The organism is Burkholderia sp. GbtcB21, assembly GCF_019091065.1.
GTDB classification, from domain to species: domain Bacteria; phylum Pseudomonadota; class Gammaproteobacteria; order Burkholderiales; family Burkholderiaceae; genus Burkholderia; species Burkholderia pyrrocinia_C.
Window position 1 is genome coordinate 539,028 of sequence record NZ_JAGXKA010000003.1, and the last position, 16,031, is coordinate 555,058.

The window sequence follows — 16,031 nt, forward strand, 5'->3', positions numbered from 1 at the left end:
GTGATGCGATGCCGAAAGGGTAAGCGCGCGCTACGCCAGGTGAAAATTAAATATTCGACTGGGAACCAGTGCGAATTGCGATGGGACGACGCGGGATGGCGGGGAAGGATGGGCGCGGCCGAGGCGGCGCAGGATCGGCACTTCGTCGACGCGCGCTTCGGCGGGGGCGTCGTTACGCGGCCGACGCCTGTTCCGTGCCGGCTTTTTCGCGAGCCGCGACCAGCGTCCGGATGCGCGCGCGATCGGCAGCCGTCTCCGGCGTGAAAATCACGAGCGTCAGGTCGGGCCGGCCGTTTACCGCGAACGCCGAGTATTCGAGCGCGATCCGCCCGACGGCCGGGTGACGGATCTCCTTGGTGCCTTCCTCATTCGCGCGGATATCGTGATCGCGCCACAGTGCGTCGAACTCGGCACTCGTTGCACGCATCTCGTCGACGAAGGCCTGCACGGTTTGCGTCGCACCGCCGCGCGCGACATCGGCGCGAAACGCGCCCACCGCGAACCGCGCGACCTGTTTCCAGTTCGGCTGCGCATCGCGCACGCGCTGATCGTCGAAGATCAGCCGCAGGATGTTGCGGCGCTCCGGCGGCAGCGTTGCATAGTCGGTCAGCGTCGCGGCCGCGGCGTCGTTCCATGCAATGACGTCCCATGTCGCCGAACGTACGATCGCGGGGCTCGCTTCTAGCGAATCGAGCACGTGCTGCACGCGCGGCGTCACGCTGTCGGTCGCGTGGTAGCGCACTTCGGGCGGATGGCCGACGCCGATCAGGAACAGGTGCTCGCGTTCCGCTTCGTTCAGCATCAGCGCGCGGGCGAGCCGGTCGAGCACGTCGGCCGACGGCGCGCCGCCGCGCCCCTGTTCGAGCCACGTGTACCACGCGGCGCTCACGTGCGCGCGCTGCGCGACTTCCTCGCGCCGCAGGCCCGGCGTGCGGCGGCGTGTGACGGGCAGGCCGAGTGCGGCCGGGTCGAGTTTCTCGCGGCGATCCCGAAGGTACGCGCCGAGCAGGTTGTCGGGTGCGTCTGCCATAGCCTGTTAGTTCGTTTACCGGTAAACCGTCACGTCTTCACCGCGAGCGGCCGTCGACGGATAGTAATCCTCCATTCCATCCGGAGGTGCTGAACATGCGTGTCTTTGTCACTGGAGCATCGGGATTCGTCGGCTCCGCCGTCGTTGCCGAACTCATTGCCGCCGGCCATTCGGTACTCGGGCTTGCACGGTCCGACGCGGCTGCCGCGTCGGTTGCAGCCGCAGGCGCCGATGTCCACCGCGGATCGCTGGAGGATCTCGACAGCCTGACGCGCGGCGCCGAGGCCGCCGATGCCGTGATCCACACGGGATTCAATCACGACTTCTCGCGTTTCGCGGAGAACTGCGAACTCGACCGCCGTGCGATCGAGACAATCGGTGCAGTGCTCGCAGGCTCGGCGCGGCCGCTCGTCGTCACGTCGGGCCTCGCGCTCGTCGCACCCGGCCGCGCGGCAACCGAGGACGATCCGCACGTGCCGCTGTCGGCGGCCTATCCGCGTGCGTCCGAAGCCACTGCGGTCGCGCTTGAAGCGCGCGGCGTGCATGCATCGGTCGTGCGCCTGCCGCCGTCCGTGCATGGCGACGGCGATCACGCGTTCGTGCCGCGTCTGATTGCCATCGCGCGGGAGAAGGGCGCATCGGCCTATATCGGCGATGGCGACAACCGCTGGCCGGCCGTGCACCGGCTCGACGCGGCGCGCGTGTACCGGCTCGCGATCGAACGCGGTGCGGCCGGTGCGCGCTATCACGCGGTCGACGATACGGGGGTGCCGTTCCGCGAGATCGCGGCGGTGATCGGCCGACGGCTGAACGTGCCGGTCGTCGCGAAACCGGCGGCGGAAGCCGGCGAGCACTTCGGCTGGTTCGCGATGTTCGTCGGGATGGATGCGCCCGCAACCAGCGAGCGCACGCGTGCATGGCTCGACTGGGCGCCGACGCAGCCGGGGCTGATTGCCGATATCGACCGGCCGCGGTATTTCGAAAGCTGAGCGGGTGGCGCGCTCGCGACCATCGGCACGGCGCCGACCGTGCGCGCGGCCGCGCCGGAATGACCACCGTCTTCGCGAGCGCGGCCGAGATATCGAAGCGCAGCCGGCCCTTCGGCGCCGCGCGTCATTCGACCGGATGCAGATCCTGCAGCAGCGTCGGCACGAGTTCCGACACGGTCGGGTGGATGTGCATCGCGCGGCTGATCGTCGTGTACGGCGCGCCGGCGGCCATCACGTCGAGCATCCCGTGCACGACCTCGTCGCCCGTCACGCCGAGGATCGACGCGCCGAGGATCGCGTGGCTGTCCGCGTCGACGATCACCTTCATGAAACCCTGGCTTTCGCCTTTTTCGACCGCGCGGCCGACACGCGTCATCGGGCGCGTGCCGACGAGCAGTTTGCGGCCCGTCTGCTTCGCTTCCGCGAGCGTCATGCCGACGCGGCCGAGCGGCGGATCGATATACATCGCGTACGCCGCGATGCGGTCGGACACCTTGCGCGGATCGGCGTCGAGCAGGTTGGCCGCGACGATCTCGTAGTCGTTGTACGCGGTGTGCGTGAACGCGCCGCGTCCGTTGCAGTCGCCGAGCGCCCAGATGCCGGGCACGTTCGTGCGCAACTGCTCGTCGACGGTGATATAGCCGCGCGCGTCTGTCTCCACACCCGCACGGTCGAGCCCGAGATCGTCGGTGTTCGGCACGCGCCCGACCGCGAGCAGCAGGTGCGAGCCCGCGACCTCGCGGCCGCCGCCCGCGCAGTCGAGGCCGATTACGATGCCGTTGCCGTTGCCGTTGCCGTTGCCGTTGCCGTCGCCGTTGCCGTCGCCGTCGCGCCGCGCGCTCAGGCAGTTTGCGTCGAGCTGCACGTCGATCCCTTCGTTTTCGAGGATCTCGCGCACGGCTTGCGACACGTCGTCGTCTTCACGGCGGATCAGGCGCGATCCTTTCTCGACGATCGTGACCTTCGAGCCGAAACGGCGATACATCTGCCCGAATTCGAGCCCGACATAACTGCCGCCGACGATCACGAGATGCTCGGGCAGGAAATCGACGTCCATCATCGTCGAGTTGGTCAGGTACGGCACCGAGTCGAGGCCCGGCATCGGCGGCACCTGCGCGCGTCCGCCGACGTTGATGAAGATGCGTTCCGCTTCGAGCAGTTCGTCGCCCACGCGCACCGCGTCGGCGCGCTCGAATCGGGCATGGCCCTGAAACACGGTCGTGTTCGCGAGGTCGCGCACCCATTGTTCGACGCCGTGGTTCGAGCGGCCGGAGATCTGGTCCTTGCGCGCCTTCACGGCTTTCATGTCGACGGTGACGGGGCCGCCGACCGACACGCCGTATTCGCCGGCGCGCCGCGCGAGCTGCGCGGCATACGCGCTCGCGATCAGCGTCTTGGTCGGGATGCAGCCGGTGTTCACGCAGGTGCCGCCGAAGCGGCCGCGTTCGACGATCGCGACTTTCATCCCGGCGGCGGACAGCCGTGCGGCGAGCGGCGGGCCGGCTTGCCCGGTGCCGATGACGATCGCATCGAAGTGTTGCGTCATGACGTCCTCCTGCGTGGGTGCAACGAGGGAAGGCGTGCGGGCGAGCCGCGTACGGCGGCGCACGGTCGCGCGACGGCGAGCGCTTATGGTAGTCCTGTTGGCGTGCGGCTGCGAGTGGGTGAAGTGCGAGAAGGGCGAGAAGGGCGAAGCGTCGGCAAGCGCGAGGGACGGGCCGCACACCGGTGCGAGCGCGGCGCGGCTGGCGCGCCGCAATCGGTCGCGGCCCGCTTCGCCGGTCGCGTCATGCGTTGCTTTGCGCTGCCGTCATTCCTTGCGTTTCCATTGACCCAACGTGATCGGCCGGTGCGCATCGGCGCGCGTGACGGTGACGCGGTCGGGCTTGTCGTCGAGCGGAAACGATTCGGTGACGATCTGGTTCGAAAATATCCAGCCGTGCGTGCGCGGGTCGTAGCGGAACGTCACGTAGTCGCTCCAATGCTGCCCGCACGCGACGACGTTCTGCACGGTGAAATAGCGGCCTTTCACCGAGAGGCCGTTGTCGGCGGCGTCTTCGGGATCGAACGGATCGCACTGGCCGCCTTCGTTCGCACGCAGGACGACCTGGTCGTTGCGCGCGGCGAGCCGGTACGCGTGATCGGGCTGTTCCTCGTAGATCAGCAGCGGGCGCGGCGACGGCTGCTCGCGCGTATCGACCGCGCGATGCACGACGACCAGAAAGCTGTGCCGGCCGTTGCCGAGATCGGGCCCGGCTTGCGCGAGCAGCGGCTGGTAGCCGGGCGGCAGTTGCGTGGCGATCGACTTCGGCAGGTCGCCGGCCCATGCGTTGAACGAGAGTGCGGCGAGCAGCGGGACGAGGGTTCGGCGTGTTGTCGTACCGATCACGGATCCCGCCCGGGAAAGCCGGTGTCCGGCACTGGATTGAAGGCGACGGACGACGCTGGCGTCGTCGGGATAACGGGCGGCGCGGATCTCGATCATGGGCGGCGGCGCGGGATGACGGGAAAGAGGGCCAGCATAGCAGCGCGCGGCCGCTTTCGGCCACGCGCGAAGCGTGCCAGAATCGACCGCTCGACCGTCGGAAACGACACGCAGGCGCCGGCGAATCGGCGTCGCTGATCAAGGAGACTTCGATGACCGCATCGGCTGCCGTACTCGCGATCCTGGCCGCGCTGTGGCTCGGCGCAATGATTCCGGGCCCGAGCTTCGTGCTGGTTGCCCGCAATTCGATCGGGCTGTCGCGCCGCGACGGGCTCGCTACCGCGCTCGGCATGGGCATGGGCGGCATCGTGTTCGGCGGCGTCGCGCTGGCCGGGCTCTATACGCTGCTGCAGGCCGTCGAATGGCTGTATGTCGGCCTGAAGGTGGCGGGCGGCGCGTACCTGATCTACATGGCGTCGAAGATCTGGCGCGGCGCCGACCGGCCGATCGCGATGGACGATCCGCAGGCCGTGGCCGGCGGCAGCGCGCGCAAGTCGTTCTGGACGGGCCTCACGACCCAGCTCAGCAACCCGAAGACGGCGATCTGGTACGGCAGCATCTTCGCGGCGCTGCTCCCGCAGCATCCGCCGCTGTGGTGCTACCTCGCGCTGCCGCCGCTCGTGTTCGGCGTCGAATTCGGCTGGTACACGATCGTCGCGCTGTGCTTTTCCACGCGCCGGCCGCGCGAACTCTACCTGCGCGCGAAGAAATGGGTCGACCGCGTCGCGGCCGGCGCGATCACGCTGCTCGGGCTGCGGCTGATCCTGAACGCACCGAAAGCGGGGATCTGAGCGCTTCGACTCCCGATCCGTATGCACGGCGGGCGGCCGTTCATCCGGTCGGCCGCCGGAGCGAACCGCCCGAACCGCGCACCGCGCTTTCGGGAACCGCAAGTCGCCCGGAAACGCGTTCTTCTTCCTCATGACACACCGGGAGAGGCTCCCGGCGACCAGACTCGACCCGAGCGACCCGAGCGACCCGAGCGACCCGAGCGACCCGACCCGAGCCGACCCGAGCCGACCCGAGCCGAGCCGAGCCGAGCCGTCCCGTCCCGTCCCGTCCCGTCCCGACTGCGCGCCGAGCCGACCCGCATCCGACGGTATTCCCGGCCACCCGCCACCGCCCGCGGAGCCTTGCGCGACGGGCGTTCGCGTGTGTCGCCCGGTGCGCCGGACGGCACCGCTTCCCCGATTCTGGCGGTCGCCTCCCCGACGACGTGTAAACTGCTGCCTTTTTTGACGGTTTGCAGCATGGTGCAAGCTCCTCCGCGCCCGGCATTGAGCGGTCCGACCCTCGTCCGGCTGCTCGCGCGCCTGGCCGATGCCGACGTCGCGGAATCCCGGCAGACGCTGTCCGACCGGCTGAGCCAGTGGCTCGGCTGGACCGACGCGATCACGCTGTCGTCTGCGTTGAGCACGAGCCCGCCCGGCGTCGCGGCCGGCGTGCGCGGCTACGACGCGGAGCGCGACTGCGCGCGCGTGCGCCACGATCTCGCGCAGGCAATCACGGCCACCAACCGGCCGCGTACGCGGCGCCGGCCCGGCGACATGCCGCCGCCGGCCGCCGACACGGCCGATTTCGCGGACTTCCGCCAGCGCTATCTGTCGCTGCAGCAGGAGATGGAAACGGCGATCGGCCAGTTGCGCGGCCGCCTGCGGGTCGCGCTCGCCGCGCGTTCGTCCGGGATGGCGCGGCTCGCGACGCTCGACACGATCATGGAGCGCGTGCTCGGCGCGCGCGAGCGCAGCCTGCTGTCGGCCGTGCCCGCGCTGCTCGGCACGCGCTTCGGGCGGCTGCGCGAAGCGGAACGGCAGGCGCTGGCCGATGCCGAATCCGCCGCTGCTGCCGCTGCTGCCGCTGCTGCCGACCCGGCCGGTGCGGCTGACGACGGCGCGATTGCCGACGGCACGGCCGTCGCGGCGATCGCGCCCGGCGCATGGCTCGACACGTTTCGAGACGAAATGCAGAGCATCCTGCTCGCCGAACTCGAAGTCCGGTTTCAAACGGTAGACGGGCTGCTCGCGGCCCTTCGCACCTGCTAATCAACACGCTCTATGTCCAGAATTCGCATTGATCTCGTTGTCTTCGTCGCCGGTCTGCTCGCAGTGGGCTGGATCGGCGTCGGCTATGTCGCGTCGAACCCGCTGGCGACGGCCGTCACGCTGCTGATCGGCGCGTGCTACGTCGCCGGCGCATGGGAACTGCTGCGCTACCGGCAGGCGACCGCCACGCTGTCGCGCGCGGTCGCTGGCCTGACCGAGCCGCCGGCGAAGCTCGATGCGTGGCTCGACACGCTGCATCCGGGCCTGCGCGGCGCCGTGCGGGCACGGGTCGAAGGCGCGCGCGTCGCGCTGCCGGGCCCGGCGCTCACGCCTTACCTCGTCGGCCTGCTGGTGCTGCTCGGCATGCTCGGCACGCTGCTCGGGATGGTCGTGACGCTGAAGGGCACGGGCGCCGCGCTCGAAAGCGCGACCGATCTCGACGCGATCCGCGCATCGCTGATCGCGCCGGTGAAGGGCCTCGGCTTCGCATTCGGCACGTCGATTGCCGGCGTCGCGACGTCCGCGATGCTCGGGCTGCTGTCCGCGCTCGTGCGCGGCGAGCGGATCGACGCGGCCCAGCAGCTCGACGCGAAGATCGCGACGACGCTGCGCGTGCATTCGTCCGCGCACCAGCGCGACGAATCGTTCCGGCTGCTGCAGCGGCAGGCCGACGTGATGCCGGCGCTGGTCGACCGGCTCCAGACGATGATGACGACGCTCGAGGCGCGCAGCGTCGCGCTGCACGATCGCCAGCTCGAAAGCCAGCAGGCGTTTTTCGACCGGACCGAGCGCGCGTATGCGGGCCTCGCGTCGAACGTCGGCGATGCGTTGAAGGAAAGCGCCGCCGAAAGCGCGCGCGTGGCCGGCGCCGCGCTGCAGCCGGTCGTCGCGGCGACGATGACGGGGCTTGCGCAGGAGATGGCCGCGCTGCGCGACACCGTGACGGGCGCCGTGCAGCGCCAGCTCGACGGGCTGACGGACGGCTTCGAAAAGACCACCGGCAACGTGACGGCCGTCTGGAACCGCGCGCTCGACGAGCAGCGCCGCGCGGGCGACGCCGTCGCGCAGCAATTGCAGACGACGCTCGGCCAGTTCACCGACACGTTCGCGCAGCGTTCGACGGACCTGCTCGACGGCGTCGCGACACGCCTCGAATCGACCGAAGGCCGCCTGTCGGACGCATGGCGCGAAGCGCTGTCGCGCCAGGAGCAGGTCGGCGAGACGCTGGCCGGCCAGCACGCACGCGCGCTGGGCGAAGCCGCCGCGACGTTCGAGCGGCATTCGGGCGCGACGCTCGCCGCGCTGCGCGAGTCGCACGCAGGGTTGCAGACCGAACTGGCCGCGCGCGACGAACAGCGCCTCGCCGCGTGGAAAGACTCGCTGGCCGCGATGGCCGCGAAGCTCGGCGACGAATGGCAGCGCGCGGGCGTGCATAGCGCGGGCCGTCAGCAGGAAATCTGCGACGCGCTTGCGCAAACGACGCGCGATCTCGCCACGCAGGCTGCCACGTTCGAACAACGTTCGAACGATCTGCTGACGACGATCCGCGATTCGCATACGGGTCTGCAAACGCAACTGGCCGCACGTGACGAAGAACGCCTGTCGGCGTGGAACGATTCGCTGGCCGCGATGGCGACGAAGCTTGGCGACGAATGGCAGCGCGCGGGCGTGCATAGCGCAGGCCGTCAGCAGGAAATTTGCGACGCGCTTGCACAAACGACGCGCGACCTCACCACGCAGGCCGCCACGTTCGAACAGCGCTCGAACGATCTGCTGTCGACGATTCGCGATTCGCACACGGGCCTGCAAACGCAACTGGCCGCACGCGACGAAGAACGTTTGTCTGCGTGGAACGATTCGCTGACCGCGATGGCGACGAAGCTCGGCGACGAATGGCAGCGCGCAGGCGTACACAGCGCAGGCCGTCAGCAGGAAATCTGCGACGCGCTCGCACAAACGACGCGCGACCTCACCACGCAGGCCGCCACGTTCGAACAACGCTCGAACGACCTGCTGTCGACGATCCGCGATTCGCACGCGGGCTTGCAAACGCAACTCGCCGCACGCGACGAAGCACGCCTGTCTGCGTGGAACGATTCGCTGACCGCGATGGCTGCGAAGCTCGGCGACGAATGGCAGCGCGCGGGCGTGCATAGCGCGGGCCGTCAGCAGGAAATCTGCGACGCACTCGCACAAACGACGCGCGATCTCACCACGCAGGCCGCCACGTTCGAGCAACGCTCGAACGACCTGCTGTCGACGATCCGCGATTCGCACGCCGGCTTGCAGACGCAACTCGCCGCACGCGACGAAGAACGCCTCAAGGCATGGAACGATTCGCTCGCCGCGATGGCGGCCGCGCTGCGCGACGAATGGGCGCAGACGAGCGCGCAGGCCGCGACGCGCCAGCAGGACATCTGCGACACGCTGGCCCGCACCGCGAACGACATTACCGCGCAGGCGCAGGTGCATGCGAGCGACACGATCAACGAGATCGCGCGCCTCGTGCAGGCCGCGTCGGAAGCGCCGAAGGCCGCGGCCGACGTCGTCGCCGAGCTGCGCCAGCGCCTGTCCGACAGCATGGTGCGCGATACCGCGACGCTCGAGGAACGCAGCCGCCTGCTCGCGACGCTCGAAACGCTGCTCGGCGCGGTCAACCACGCGTCGACCGAACAGCGCACCGCGATCGACGCGCTCGTCAGCACGTCGGCCGACCTGCTCGACCGCGTCGGCGCGCGCTTCAACGACACCGTCGATGCCGAAACGCGCAAGCTCGATGCGGTGGCCGCGCAGGTCACTGCCGGTGCAGTCGAGGTCGCGAGCCTCGGCGATGCGTTCGGGATGGCCGTGCAGGTGTTCGGCGAATCGAACGACAAGCTGCTGACCCATCTGCAGCGCATCGAGGCCGCGCTCGAGAAATCGCTCGCGCGCAGCGACGAGCAGCTCGAGTACTACGTCGCGCAGGCGCGCGAGGTGATCGACCTGAGCATGATGTCGCAGAAGCAGATCGTCGAAGACTTGCAGCAGCTCGCCGGCCGGCGGGCGCCCGTCGGAGCGTAACGCATGCACGACGAAATCGACGGCGGCGCGCAATCGGCGCCGGTGTGGCCTGCGTTCGCCGACCTGATGTCGGTGCTGCTCGGTGCGTTCGTGCTGATCCTCGTCGGCGTGATCGGCATGCAGCTTCAGCTCACGTCGAAGCTCGAGGAAGCCGTGCGTGCGCGCCAGCTCGAAGCGCAGCAGCGCAAGTCGCTCGAACAGGCGCTTGCCGGGCCGCTCGCGGCCGGCCGCGTGACGCTCGTGAACGGGCGCATCGGCATCAGCGGCAACGTGCTGTTCGCGCTGAACTCCGATCAGTTGCAGCCCGCGGGCCGCGACCTGCTGAAGACGCTGGCCGCGCCGCTGGCCACCTACCTGAAGACGCGCGACGAGATCCTGATGATCAGCGGCTTTGCCGACGACCAGCAGGTGCATGCGGGCAACCGCCAGTTCGCGGACAACTGGGAACTGTCGGCCAAGCGCGCATTGACGGTCACGCGTGCGATGATCGACGCCGGCGTGCCGGCGGCATCGGTGTTCGCGGCCGCGTTCGGCTCCGAACAGCCGGTCAGCTCGAATGCGGACGATGAAGGCCGCGCGAAGAACCGCCGCGTGGAAATCGCGCCGGTGCCGCGCAAGAGCGCGTCGAACGGAGGGAAGGCGAAGTGACGGACGACGCGACGCCCGCCCGCGCGACGCTCGACGCATGGCGCGAGCAGGGCGCCGACCGGCTCGATCCCGTGCGCTTTCACCGGATCGACGCGCTCGAACGGCGCGCGGCCGTGCTCGACGGCGACGCGCGCGGCCTGCTCGACGCGCGGCTGGCGACGCTGATCGAGGGCTACTCGGAGATCGTCGCGCGGGCCGATGAAGCGAAGGCCGCGTGCGGCAGTGCGCAAGCCACGGCCGATGCGCCCGTACGCGGCGCGATTGCGGAACTCGTCGAACGGCTCGCGCGCGATGCGCAGGCCGACCGGCGCGGGCTCGATCCCGAGCTGGTCGACTACTTCCGCACGATGTGGTCGAAAGTCCGCACGGAGCAGCAGTACCGCCAGTCGCTCGACCAGGTGCCGCGCAATGCGGGGCCGCTCAATTCGAACAGCCTCGTGCACCGGTCGCTGGCGACGATGCGCGAGCTGTCGCCGGAGTATCTGCAGCAGTTCCTGTCATACGTCGATGCGCTCGCGTGGCTCGAGGATCTCGCCGGCGGCGGTGCGCAGCCCGAGAAGGAGGCGCCGCGCGCGAAGGCGTCGAAACCGGCGAAAAAGGCGACGCGCGCCAGGGCGCGGTAACGCCGCACGCATTCACGAACGAACATCGGTTGCGTGGCGGCTATCGGCCCGGCGCTGTGTCATCGATCGTCGCGCGCAGCGCGTGCAACGCATCGGCCAGCGCCGACGCGAACGGCGGATGCGCGGCGATGCCCGCCGCATCGAGCTGGCTCCCGAGGATCGGCAGCGCGATCGATGCGCGCTCGACGATGCGTGCCGACATCACCGACAGCGTTTCCCGCAGCGCCGCGTCCGCGTGCGTTGCGCGCGGCGACGCATTCAGCACCGCGACCGGCTTGTAGACGACCGCTTCGCATCCGACGACCCAGTCCAGCGCGTTCTTCATCACGCCGGTCACGCCGTGCGCGTATTCCGGGCTTGCGATCAGCACGCCGTCGGCCGCGTTCAGGCGATCGATCAGGTCGCGCACGGCGGCGGGCGACGGGTATTCGGTATCGGGATTGAACAGCGGGAATTCGCCGAGGCGATCGAAGCGCGCGATGCGCATGCCGCGCGGCGCGACGAGCGCGGCTGCATCGAGCAGCGCGGCGTTGTACGACTGCGACCGGAGGCTGCCGCATAGCGCGACGATGTCGATGCGGCGGTCGGCGTCGGTTCGGGGATCGGTGGTCATCGATGAGCGTTTCGGTTGGCGTGGTGCGCTGCCGCGTCGCGCGGACCGGACGGATTATCGCATCGGCGTTCGGGCGGCGTGGTGTGCGTTGCCGACGCTACGCGGTCCGCGCCGATGTGTTGAACATGGTCGCGGAATCGCATCGAACCTGTTCGGCGTCGCTCATCCCGGCTACCCGCGCGAATTCCGTCATCGTCCACCCGTTGCCGAGCAACAGCCGCCGCGTATGCAGCGCGCCGTGCACGTCGTCCGGAACGGTGTCGCCGAGATAACGCAGCGCGCGGCCTTCGACATCGACGAAGCCATGCCGGTAATCTTGCGCGAGCGCCGTCCACAGCTGCGCGGCGCCGACCGACTGGCGCGCGCCGCTGATCAGGCACAGGCCCGCGTCGAGCCCCCAGCGATACAGCGCCGTCGCAAGGCCCTTGCGTTGCGCCGAGCCGCGCAGCCGCGTGTGCGGTGCGCGCAGGTAGCGGTCGGCGCGGCGCGGGATTTCGGGAAGGCGGTTGAACACCGTGTAGCCGGCGAGCTGGCGCGCGGCCGGATCTTCGACATACAGGAAGTATTCGCCGTCCGCTTCGCGGTGGCGGACGATCAGGCCCGAGCGGCCGAGCGCGACGGCCGGCAGGCCGTGCAGGCGATGGCCCGGCTGGTGGAGGCGTGCGTGGAGCGTGTCGAGTTCATCGTCGATGTCGTGCTGGGAATGCTGTACGTCGATGCGCATGGCAAAGGTCGCCCGTCCCGGGCGGTTCGAGAAAGAGGTTCATCGCAACAAGGGAAATGGAATGGGGGCGGCCCCCGGGCTCGGCGAAGCGAGCCGGGGCCGCGAATCAGCTGGGGATGTGCTGGAAACCGGCGGCGATCGCGGCGAGGCCCGCGATGCAGAGTGCGAACAGGATCAGGACTTTGTGGATCACGCCTCTTTCCTCATCAATGCGCGGTGCCGGCGGGCGGCATCGCGGAGACGGTGAGCGGCGGGCACGGCCCGCACGGCCGTCGTGCGTGACGACGGTCGGGTGTCCGCGCGACGGTTCGAGCGCGGACGGCCAGCACCATACGCGAGGTGCCGGGGGCGGGCAATCGGACTGGCGGAGAAAAGCGACGAAAAGCGGGGAATCGCGGCGTTTCGCGACAATTGGCCGCAAGCGGCCGCGCGCCTTCGCGCCGAACGATGCATGCGAACACGGATCGCTGGCGATTGGGGAAAGTGCGTGGCGACTGTCTTTGTATATCCGGAAGCGGTGAAACGCCGACGTCCATTCGATGATCGGAGCGGCAACGCATCGCCGCCCCTGCCGCCGGCCGCTCCGTCACGCCGGCTGCTGCACCCCGAACGCCTGCCTGATCCGCGGAAACAACCCGTGCTGCGCGATCCATTCGGCATACGCACGATAGTCCGGATCGCGCATCAGGTGGCGTTCTTCCGTTTTCGCGCGCAGGTAATAGATCAGGTTGACCGCGACGAGCGCGGCGCAGTGCATGAGCCCGACCTGCCAGCCGAGCGGCTCGACGAACGGCACCGACACCATCCAGTACGACAGGTTCTTCGTGATGTACGCCGGATGCTTCGTGAAGCGGTACGGGCCCGACGTGATGATCCCGCGGTTGGTGAGGTTCGAGAAGCGCAGCCCGAACGAGATCGTCGACAGCGCGTAGGTCATCAGCAGCAGGATGATCACGGCGCCCCAGATCACGCGCAGCGTCGGCGCGGACAGCAGCCAGTTGTCCCAGAACAGCGAGCCTTCGTAGCGGATGTAGTGGCCCGAGATCAGCGACCAGAACGGTTGATAGCAGATCAGCGCGGCGCCCCAGCCGAGCGCCGTCGGCTCGACCGTGCGCACGTGACTGTCGAGGATGCGGAACGTGCACAGGTAGCCGACGGTGCCGAACATCAGGTCCATCGTGAACGACAGGTCGTACAGGAACGAGAACGTCGCGAGCGACATCGGCGCATTCATCGCGTGCGCGAGCGACGCGGTCAGATGATCGGCGTCCTTCGACAGGTAGACGGTCATCAGCGGCAGGAAGAACGTCTTCACGCCCCAGCCGGCGAGCATCTCGCGCACCGGCTGCCAGCTTGCGGGCCGCTCGCGGCGGAACAGGAAGCGGCCCCACAGCAGGTACGCGTCGTCGGTTTCGCGCTGATGGCGGTCCATCCACATGAAATAGAACGGCGCGGCGACGATCACGTACGGGGCGAGCGCGCGCAGCAGCGACCAGAACGGCCGGTAGAAATCGCCGTGATATTCGGGCAGCAGCCAGTACAGCATGCCGATGCCCGCATAGATCGACGTGAGCGCGCCGAGCCGCGTCGCGACGCGCGCGAGGCCGAGCGGCCGCACGGCCTGGCGCGACAGCCCGGCGCTCGGGCGCAGGTAGACGCGCGAGATGAGGATTTCGTGCAGCGCGATCGTGCCGATGATCGCGAGGCTTGCGATGATTGCGCGCGTCGCGGCGTCGAGGGCCGCCTGGTCGCGCGTGAACCACAGCGCGAGGAGCCCGGCCGCGATGCCGAGCAGGCCGGCGCGGAAGGGCGTGGCGGAACGGGGCGGGCGGTCCTGGACCGCGGCGATGCCGTCGAGCGTGGAATTCATGATCGGATCCTCGTCGGGATGACGGCCGGCGCCCCCGCTTGGCGGGTGACGCCGGCCGTCGGCCGGGCTTTGTATTGATGCGTGCCCGGCCATTGGCCTGTGGTTCTGGTAGTTAAAGCGTTACTTCTTGGTGCCGCCGCCCAGCAGACCGCCGAGCAGGTTCGTCACCGGCGACAGCAGATTGGCTGCTCCGCCCGCGGTACCGCCGTTCGAGCTGCCGGTCAGGGCCGCCACGGTGCCGCTGCCGGCCGGTGTCGCCGCCGTGCCGGTTGCGCCGCCGGGGCTGGCCGTGCCGATGGCACCCGCCGAGCCGGCCGGCGTCGTCAGCGCGCCCGTCAGCGTGCCGACCGGGCCGCTCGTCAGCAGGCCGCCGACGGTGCCCGTCACGTTGCCTCCCGGCGTCGTGACCGTGCCGGTGAGGCTTGCGCCGAGCGGCGTCAGCGCGTTGACGAGGTTGGTGACCGGCGCCAGCAGGCCGCCGACACCCGAGCCACCGGTGCCGCTCGTGCCGCCGGTTCCGCTGGTGCCGCTCGAACCGAGGCCGCCGAGCGCGCCGGTCACGGTGCCGAGCAGGCCGGTGACCGGTGCAAGCGGGCCGCCGCTGGTGCCGCTCGTGCCGCTGGTACCACCCGTACCGCTGGAGCTGCTGCCGCCGCCGAGCCCGCCCGTCAGCGTACCGAGCAGACCGGTAATCGGGGCGAGCGGGTTGGTGCCGCTGCTGGAGCTGCCGCTGGACAGCAGGCCGCCGGCCGACGCCACCGTGTTGCCGAGTTGGGACACGCTGTTGCCGGCGCTCGTGCCGACCGGGTTGCCGGTCGCGCTGCCGACCTGCGAACCGGCGAGGCCGAGGCCGCTGCCGAGCGTGCTCAGCAGTCCGCTGAGCGGGGCGCCGAGCATGGTTGCGCCGCCGAGCATCTGCGTGGCGCCAGGCGTCGTGACGCCGCCGGTCAGCGTGTTCGTGATCGGGTTGATCACGCTGCCGAGCTGCGTCTCGAGTTGCTGGACCGGCGCGCTGTTCAGCGCGGTATTCAGCGCCGATGCGGTCGAGTTGACCGCATTGCCGACCGTGTTGACGAGATTGCCGACCAGGGTCGTCGCCGGCGCGAGCGGCGACAGCGGACCGGTGCCGAGGCTCGTCACTGCGTTGCCGAGGTTGTTGACCGCGCCGCCGGCGCCGGTCAGCAGGCCGGTAGTCGACGTGAGCGTCGGGCCGAGCGGGTTCGGCGACACGCCGATCGAGCCGAGGCCGGCAGCGACACCGTTGCCGAGCGACTGCACGCCGTTGCCGAGGCTCGTGACCGCGTTGCCGACGCTGGTGGCCGTCGTCGGGTTCGTGCCGGGGATCTGCACGCCGCCGATCTGCGCGCCGCCGTTCGCGACCGTCGTGCCGAGTGCCGTCACGAGGTTGCCGGATTGCTGGAGGACATTGCCGAGCGGGGTGACGCTGGTGCCCGACGTACCGGAAGTGCCTGACGTGCCGGAAGTACCCGAGGTACCGGAGGTGCCCGACGTGCCCGACGTGCCCGACGTGCCCGAGGTGCCCGAGGTGCCGGAAGTACCCGACGTACCGGAAGTGCCCGAGGTGCCGGAAGTACCCGACGTACCGGAAGTGCCCGAGGTACCCGAGGTACCCGAGGTACCCGAGGTACCCGAGGTACCCGAGGTACCCGACGTACCCGACGTACCCGACGTACCCGACGTACCCGAGGTACCCGAGGTACCCGAGGTACCCGACGTGCCCGACGTGCCCGAGGTACCCGAGGTACCCGAGGTACCCGACGTACCCGACGTACCCGACGTACCCGACGTACCCGACGTACCGGAGGTGCCCGAGGTACCGGAGGTGCCCGACGTACCGGAAGTGCCCGAGGTACCGGAAGTGCCCGAGGTACCGGAAGTGCCCGAGGTACCGGAAGTGCCCGAGGTACCGGAAGTGCCCGAGGTACC

14 protein-coding genes and 1 pseudogene are annotated in these 16,031 nt (G+C 69.6%); 8 read left to right on the forward strand and 7 right to left on the reverse strand.

What is annotated here, in order from left to right:
• Positions 1 to 172 precede the first annotated feature (172 nt).
• Entirely contained in the window at positions 173 to 1,030 is an 858-nt protein-coding gene (locus tag KVT39_RS10475) for a helix-turn-helix transcriptional regulator (protein ID WP_217588905.1), read from the reverse strand.
• A 95-nt stretch (positions 1,031 to 1,125) separates the two neighbouring features.
• Here KVT39_RS10475 and KVT39_RS10480 point away from each other — a divergent pair, with 95 nt between their 5' ends.
• Entirely contained in the window at positions 1,126 to 2,019 is an 894-nt protein-coding gene (locus KVT39_RS10480; protein WP_217588906.1) for an SDR family oxidoreductase, read from the forward strand.
• A 124-nt stretch (positions 2,020 to 2,143) separates the two neighbouring features.
• On the opposite strand, the gene KVT39_RS10485 is transcribed toward KVT39_RS10480, so the two are convergent.
• On the reverse strand, positions 2,144 to 3,565 hold the full coding sequence (locus tag KVT39_RS10485; RefSeq protein WP_217588907.1) for an FAD-containing oxidoreductase: 1,422 nt from the start codon (positions 3,563 to 3,565) through the stop codon (positions 2,144 to 2,146).
• A 264-nt stretch (positions 3,566 to 3,829) separates the two neighbouring features.
• Positions 3,830 to 4,408 (reverse strand): hypothetical protein, encoded by a 579-nt coding sequence (locus KVT39_RS10490; RefSeq protein WP_217588909.1) that lies wholly within the window; start codon positions 4,406 to 4,408, stop codon positions 3,830 to 3,832.
• Positions 4,409 to 4,656: 248 nt separating this feature from the next.
• On the opposite strand from KVT39_RS10490, the gene KVT39_RS10495 reads away from it, so the two are divergent.
• The 5 genes from KVT39_RS10495 to KVT39_RS10515 all read left to right on the forward strand — a co-directional run bounded on the left by KVT39_RS10495 (position 4,657) and on the right by KVT39_RS10515 (position 10,877).
• Complete coding sequence (locus KVT39_RS10495) at positions 4,657 to 5,295, forward strand: LysE family translocator (RefSeq protein ID WP_105389698.1); 639 nt, start codon at positions 4,657 to 4,659, stop codon at positions 5,293 to 5,295.
• A gap of 459 nt (positions 5,296 to 5,754) precedes the next feature.
• Positions 5,755 to 6,546, forward strand: coding sequence for a DUF3348 domain-containing protein (locus KVT39_RS10500; RefSeq protein WP_217588911.1), 792 nt, complete (start codon positions 5,755 to 5,757; stop codon positions 6,544 to 6,546).
• A 12-nt stretch (positions 6,547 to 6,558) separates the two neighbouring features.
• The gene (locus KVT39_RS10505) at positions 6,559 to 9,606 is read left to right on the forward strand and encodes a DUF802 domain-containing protein (protein ID WP_217588913.1); all 3,048 of its coding nucleotides are present in this window, start codon (positions 6,559 to 6,561) and stop codon (positions 9,604 to 9,606) included.
• 3 nt (positions 9,607 to 9,609) lie between these two features.
• The gene (locus tag KVT39_RS10510) at positions 9,610 to 10,254 is read left to right on the forward strand and encodes an OmpA family protein (protein WP_034182097.1); all 645 of its coding nucleotides are present in this window, start codon (positions 9,610 to 9,612) and stop codon (positions 10,252 to 10,254) included.
• A complete protein-coding gene (locus KVT39_RS10515) occupies positions 10,251 to 10,877 on the forward strand; it encodes a DUF2894 domain-containing protein (RefSeq protein WP_217588915.1) in 627 nt (208 codons plus the stop codon). The genes KVT39_RS10510 and KVT39_RS10515 overlap by 4 nt, the downstream gene beginning before the upstream one ends.
• A 40-nt stretch (positions 10,878 to 10,917) precedes the next feature.
• On the opposite strand, the gene KVT39_RS10520 is transcribed toward KVT39_RS10515, so the two are convergent.
• Positions 10,918 to 11,490 (reverse strand): NADPH-dependent FMN reductase, encoded by a 573-nt coding sequence (locus KVT39_RS10520; protein ID WP_034182099.1) that lies wholly within the window; start codon positions 11,488 to 11,490, stop codon positions 10,918 to 10,920.
• Between the two features lie 97 nt (positions 11,491 to 11,587).
• Positions 11,588 to 12,214: a histone acetyltransferase gene (locus tag KVT39_RS10525; RefSeq protein WP_217588917.1), complete on the reverse strand. Its 627-nt coding sequence runs from the start codon at positions 12,212 to 12,214 to the stop codon at positions 11,588 to 11,590.
• Between KVT39_RS10525 and KVT39_RS10530 the strand changes: the two genes are divergently transcribed.
• Positions 12,213 to 12,461: a hypothetical protein gene (locus KVT39_RS10530; RefSeq protein ID WP_146120793.1), complete on the forward strand. Its 249-nt coding sequence runs from the start codon at positions 12,213 to 12,215 to the stop codon at positions 12,459 to 12,461. The two genes, KVT39_RS10525 and KVT39_RS10530, sit on opposite strands and share 2 nt — an antisense overlap.
• 339 nt (positions 12,462 to 12,800) lie before the next feature.
• Here KVT39_RS10530 and KVT39_RS10535 read toward each other — a convergent pair whose 3' ends face one another.
• Positions 12,801 to 14,084 (reverse strand): isoprenylcysteine carboxylmethyltransferase family protein, encoded by a 1,284-nt coding sequence (locus KVT39_RS10535; RefSeq protein ID WP_217588919.1) that lies wholly within the window; start codon positions 14,082 to 14,084, stop codon positions 12,801 to 12,803.
• A gap of 120 nt (positions 14,085 to 14,204) precedes the next feature.
• Positions 14,205 to 15,485 carry a collagen-like triple helix repeat-containing protein gene (locus KVT39_RS10540; protein WP_217588921.1) on the reverse strand — a complete coding sequence of 427 codons (1,281 nt, stop codon included), beginning with the start codon at positions 15,483 to 15,485 and terminating at the stop codon, positions 14,205 to 14,207.
• On the opposite strand from KVT39_RS10540, the pseudogene KVT39_RS37930 reads away from it, so the two are divergent.
• Positions 15,379 to 16,031 (forward strand): annotated as a pseudogene (locus KVT39_RS37930) (highly repetitive protein); the annotation flags it as partial. The gene KVT39_RS10540 and the pseudogene KVT39_RS37930 sit on opposite strands and share 107 nt — an antisense overlap.